Origin of the sequence: Variovorax sp. KBW07 (assembly GCF_003852515.1) — a bacterium.
In the GTDB taxonomy this organism is placed as follows: Bacteria; Pseudomonadota; Gammaproteobacteria; order Burkholderiales; family Burkholderiaceae_C; genus Variovorax.
On sequence record NZ_QAJK01000263.1, the window covers coordinates 1 to 4,628 of the forward strand.

Sequence of the window (4,628 nt, forward strand, 5' to 3'; positions counted from 1 at the left end):
CTGAACGACAGCGCCAAAACCCCCCACCGTACAGCCGACAAAAACAGCCGATCAGTCCGGCGAAACAGTGTGCTGAGCCAGCGCCTCGAGCGCCTTGACCAACGCCGAGTGGTCCAGCTGCCCGTAGCCCATCGCCGAACAGGCGTTCATCAACTGCGCCGCATTGGCGGTCTGAGGCAACGACACCCCCAGCGAACGCGCACTCTGCATCGCCAGGTTCAGGTCCTTCTGGTGCAGCGAAATGCGGAACCCCGGCGCAAACGTGCGCTTGATCATCCGCTCGCCGTGCACTTCCAGAATGCGCGAACTCGCGAAGCCGCCCATCAACGCCTGCCGCACCTTCGCCGGGTCCGCACCCGCCTTCGATGCGAACACCAGGGCTTCGCTCACCGCCGCGATGTTCAGCGCCACGATGATCTGGTTTGCCACCTTGCACACCTGGCCATCGCCCGCGCCGCCCACCAGCGTCACGTTCTTGCCCATCTTGTCCAGCAGCGGCTTCACCCGGCCGAACGTGCCTTCGTCGCCGCCGCACATGATCGTCAGGCTTGCCGCCTTCGCGCCCACTTCGCCACCGGAGACTGGTGCGTCGATATAGCCGGCGCCCAGCGCCACGATGCGGCGCGCGAATTCTTTCGTGGCAATCGGGTCGATCGAGCTGCAGTCGACCACGATCTTGCCCTGCGAGTCTTTCAGGCCCGCCGCCACGCCTTCCTTGCCCGGCTCGCCGAACAGCACCTTCTCCACGTCGGGCGTGTCCGGCACCATGATGAACACGATGTCAGCCTTGCGTGCCACCTCGGCGGCCGAGGCGCAGATGGTCGCCTTCGAAACGAAGGGCTCCGGCGTATTGCCGTGCGTGTTCACGAAGAGCTCGCAGCCCGCGTCGAGCAGGTGCCCCGCCATGGGCGCGCCCATGATGCCGAGGCCGATGAATCCGATTTTTTGTTGCGTCGTTGCCATGTCTCTGTTTCCTTGAATGTCGTTCATTGCGGCTGCACGAGGGCTTCGCGCCAGCCCAGGCCGTTCACGGTGTCGGTGCGGGGCTTGTATTCGCAGCCGATCCAGCCGTCGTAGCCCAGTGCATCGATGTGCCTGAACAGCCACGGGTAGTTGATTTCGCCCGTGCCCGGTTCGCCGCGGCCGGGGTTGTCGGCCAGCTGGATGTGGCCGATCTGCGCCAGGTGCTTGCTCAGCGTGTTGCCCAGCTCGCCCTCCATGCGCTGCGCGTGATAGATGTCGTACTGCACGCGCAGGTTCGGCGAGCCCACCGCTTCGATCAGCGCCAGCGCCTTGTCGGTGCGCGTGAGAAAGAAGCCCGGAATGTCGAAGCTGTTGATCGGCTCGATCAGCAGGCGCAGGCCCGCGGCCTCCAGTTCGCGCGCGGCCAGCCGCAGGTTGTCGATCACCGTGCGGTTGACGATGTTGATGTCGGCGCCCGGCGGCACCTTGCCGATCAGGCAGTTGACCTGCGGGCAGCCGAGCGCGGTGGCGTAGTCGATGGCCATGGCAATGCCTTCGGCGAACTCGCCGGTGCGGTCGGGGTGGCAGGCAATGCCGCGCTCGCCCTTGTCCCAGTCACCAGCCGGCAGGTTGTGCAGCACCTGCTGCAGGCCGTTGGCGCGCAGCGCGGCGGCCAGCTCCTTCTTGTCGAAGGCGTAGGGGAACAGGTACTCGACGCCCTTGAAGCCGGCCTTGGCGGCGGCCTCGAAGCGTTGCATGAAGGGCAGCTCCGTGAAGAGCATCGTGAGGTTGGCTGCAAATTTGGGCATGTCTGTCTTTCTCGCTCTCTCAGTCCAGCATCGCCACGGCAAGGGCCGTGGGTGCGTCGGCCGTGCTTTCGGCCAGGGGTTCGAATTCGTTGATGGCGTCGATCTCGGTGCCCATCGCGATGTTGGTCACGCGCTCCAGCATCACCTCGATGACCACAGGCACGCTGAACTCGGCCATCAGCGCTTCGGCGCGGGCGATGGCGGGCGCCATCTCTTCCTGCTTGCTCACGCGGATGGCCTTGCAGCCCAGGCCCTCGACCACCTTCATGTGGTCCACGCCGTAGCTGCTTTCCACGCCCGCATCGGGCGACGCGTTGATGTTGTCGAATGCGAGCTGCACGCAGTAGTCCATCTCGAAGCCGCGCTGCGCCTGGCGGATCAGGCCGAGGTAGGAGTTGTTGACCACGATGTGCAGGTACGGCAGCTTGAACTGCGCGCCCACGGCCAGCTCTTCGATCATGAACTGGAAGTCGTAGTCGCCCGAGAGCGCGACGATCTTGCGTGTCGGGTCGGCGGCGCGCACACCCAGCGCGGCAGGAATGGTCCAACCCAGCGGGCCGGCCTGGCCGCAGTTGATCCAGTGGCGCGGGTTGTACACATGCAAAAACTGCGCGGCGGCAATCTGCGACAGGCCGATGGTGCTCACGTAGCAGGTGTCGCGGTCCAGGTGGTTGTTCATGCACTGGTACACGCGCTGCGGCTTCATCGGCACGTCGGCGAAGTTGGTCTTGCGCAGCATCGTCTTCTTGCGCTCGCGGCATTCGCCGGCCCAGGCGCCGCGCTCCGGCAACTGGCCCTTGGCCTTCATCTCTTCGGCGACCTGCACGAACAGCTCGAGCGCGGCCTTGGCATCGGACACGATGCCGAAGTCGGGCGTGAACACGCGGCCGATCTGCGTCGGCTCGATGTCCACATGCACGAAGGTGCGGCCCTTGGTGTAGACCTCGACCGAGCCGGTGTGGCGGTTGGCCCAGCGGTTGCCGATGCCCAGCACGAAGTCGCTCGCCAGCATGGTCGCGTTGCCGTAGCGGTGGCTGGTCTGCAGGCCGCACATGCCGGCCATCAGCGGGTGGTCGTCGGCAATGGCGCCCCAGCCCATCAGCGTGGGAATCACCGGCACGCCGGTGGCTTCGGCAAAGCGCACCAGCAGGTCGGCCGCATCGGCGTTGATGACACCGCCGCCAGCCACGATGAGCGGGCGCTCGGCCGCGTTCAGCATGCCGATGGCCTTTTCGATCTGTGCGCGCGTGGCGGCCGGCTTGTAGGGTGTGAGCGGCTGGTAGCTGTCGATGTCGAACTCGATCTGCGCCATCTGCACGTCGAAGGGCAGGTCGATCAGCACCGGGCCCGGGCGGCCCGAGCGCATCAGGTGAAAGGCCTGCTGGAACACCTGCGGCACCTGGCCCGGCTCGCGCACCGTGACCGACCACTTGGTGACGGGCTTGGAGATCGACTCGATGTCGACCGCCTGGAAGTCTTCCTTGTACAGCCTTGCGCGCGGTGCCTGGCCGGTGATGCAAAGAATGGGAATGGAGTCGGCCCAGGCCGAGTACAGGCCGGTGATCATGTCGGTGCCCGCCGGGCCCGAGGTGCCGATGCACACGCCGATGTTGCCCGGCACCGCGCGGGTGTAGCCCTCGGCCATGTGCGAAGCGCCCTCGACGTGCCGCGCCAGGATGTGCGCGATGCTGCCGCGCTGGCGCAGCGCCGAGTACAGCGGGTTGATTGCCGCGCCGGGTACGCCGAAGGCCTGCGTCACGCCTTCTTTTTCCATCACCAGAACCGCGGCCTGGATCGCTGTCATCTTTGCCATTGAAAGTCTCCTTGAGGTGGCCTCACTGTAGGAAGCGGGGCGCTTTCCAAGAAGACGGCTGCGGGCCATAAAACCTATTCCGCCATGGAATAAGTGACTAACATCCGGCCATGGACAGATTGTTGGCAATGGAAATGTTCGTGCGCGTGGTCGAGACCGGCAGCTTCTCGAAGGCGGCCCGCGAGTTCAACACCACGCAGCCCACCGTGACCAAGCAGGTCGCGGCCACCGAGGCGCGGCTGAAGGTGCGGCTGCTCAACCGCAACACGCGCGGCGTGAGCCTCACCGAGCCCGGCGCGCTGTACTACGAGAAGTGCAAGACCATCGTGCGCGACGCGGAGGAGGCCGACAGCATCGTGCAGCTGCGGCAGAACCAGGCGCAGGGGCTGTTGCGCATCGGCACCTCCGTGGCCTTCGGTCGCCGCGTGGTGGTGCCGCTGGCGCTGGAGTACATGCGCCGCCATCCGCAGGTGCAGCTCGACCTGAGCTTCGAGGACCGCTATGTCGACCTCATCGCGCAAGGCATCGACGTGGCGATCCGCATGGGCAAGCTGGCTGACTCGTCATTGGGCGCCCGCTACCTGGGCGTCAACCCCTGGGTGATGGTGGCGTCGCCGGGTTACCTGAAGAAGCACGGCACGCCGAAGCGCGCGCAAGACCTGAGCGCGCACGTGGCGTTGATCTACAGCAGCGTGGTGGGCGACGAGTTCTGGCGCATGCACACGCCGAAGGGCGAGCCGGTGACGGTGCCCGTGTCGGGGCGTTTCCGTTCGAACAACCTGTCGGCTGTGTTGGCGGCCGCTCGCGACGGATTGGGCATTGCGTTGATGCCGCGCTACGTGGCCAGCGAGTCGCTGGTCGCTGGCAAGGTGCTGCAGGTGCTGGGTGACCACGCGTTGCCGGAGCAGGAGATTCACGCTGTCTTTCCTTCGCCGAAGCTGGTGCCGGGGAAGGTGTCGGGGTTTGTCGCCTTTCTGCAGGGGCGCTTCGACGAAGGGTGGTGGGCGGGGTGACGGCTGCTGTTGGGAGCGGGGTCATTCTTT

General features: G+C 65.8%; 4 protein-coding genes. 1 reads left to right on the plus strand and 3 read right to left on the minus strand.

Going from position 1 to position 4,628, the window contains the following annotated elements; genetic code table 11:
- Positions 1-51: 51 nt before the first annotated feature.
- From DBV14_RS33035 to gcl, 3 genes are read right to left on the minus strand one after another with little or no spacing between them, the layout of a single operon-like run.
- Positions 52-963, minus strand: coding sequence for a 2-hydroxy-3-oxopropionate reductase (locus tag DBV14_RS33035; RefSeq protein WP_124466447.1), 912 nt, complete (start codon positions 961-963; stop codon positions 52-54).
- Between the two features lie 23 nt (positions 964-986).
- Positions 987-1,772: a hydroxypyruvate isomerase gene (gene hyi / locus DBV14_RS33040; protein ID WP_124466450.1), complete on the minus strand. Its 786-nt coding sequence runs from the start codon at positions 1,770-1,772 to the stop codon at positions 987-989.
- A gap of 19 nt (positions 1,773-1,791) precedes the next feature.
- A complete protein-coding gene (gcl, locus tag DBV14_RS33045) occupies positions 1,792-3,585 on the minus strand; it encodes a glyoxylate carboligase (RefSeq protein WP_124466453.1) in 1,794 nt (597 codons plus the stop codon).
- Between the two features lie 110 nt (positions 3,586-3,695).
- On the opposite strand from gcl, the gene DBV14_RS33050 reads away from it, so the two are divergent.
- A complete protein-coding gene (locus DBV14_RS33050) occupies positions 3,696-4,598 on the plus strand; it encodes a LysR family transcriptional regulator (protein ID WP_124466456.1) in 903 nt (300 codons plus the stop codon).
- Positions 4,599-4,628 lie beyond the last annotated feature (30 nt).

Excerpts from the sequence above, each read along its gene's own strand:
- DBV14_RS33050 (WP_124466456.1), top strand. The coding sequence starts at position 3,696 with ATGGACAGATTGTTGGCAATGGAAATGTTCGTGCGCGTGGTCGAGACC.
- DBV14_RS33035 (WP_124466447.1), bottom strand. The coding sequence starts at position 963 with ATGGCAACGACGCAACAAAAAATCGGATTCATCGGCCTCGGCATCATG.
- hyi (WP_124466450.1), bottom strand. The coding sequence starts at position 1,772 with ATGCCCAAATTTGCAGCCAACCTCACGATGCTCTTCACGGAGCTGCCC.
- gcl (WP_124466453.1), bottom strand. The coding sequence starts at position 3,585 with ATGGCAAAGATGACAGCGATCCAGGCCGCGGTTCTGGTGATGGAAAAA.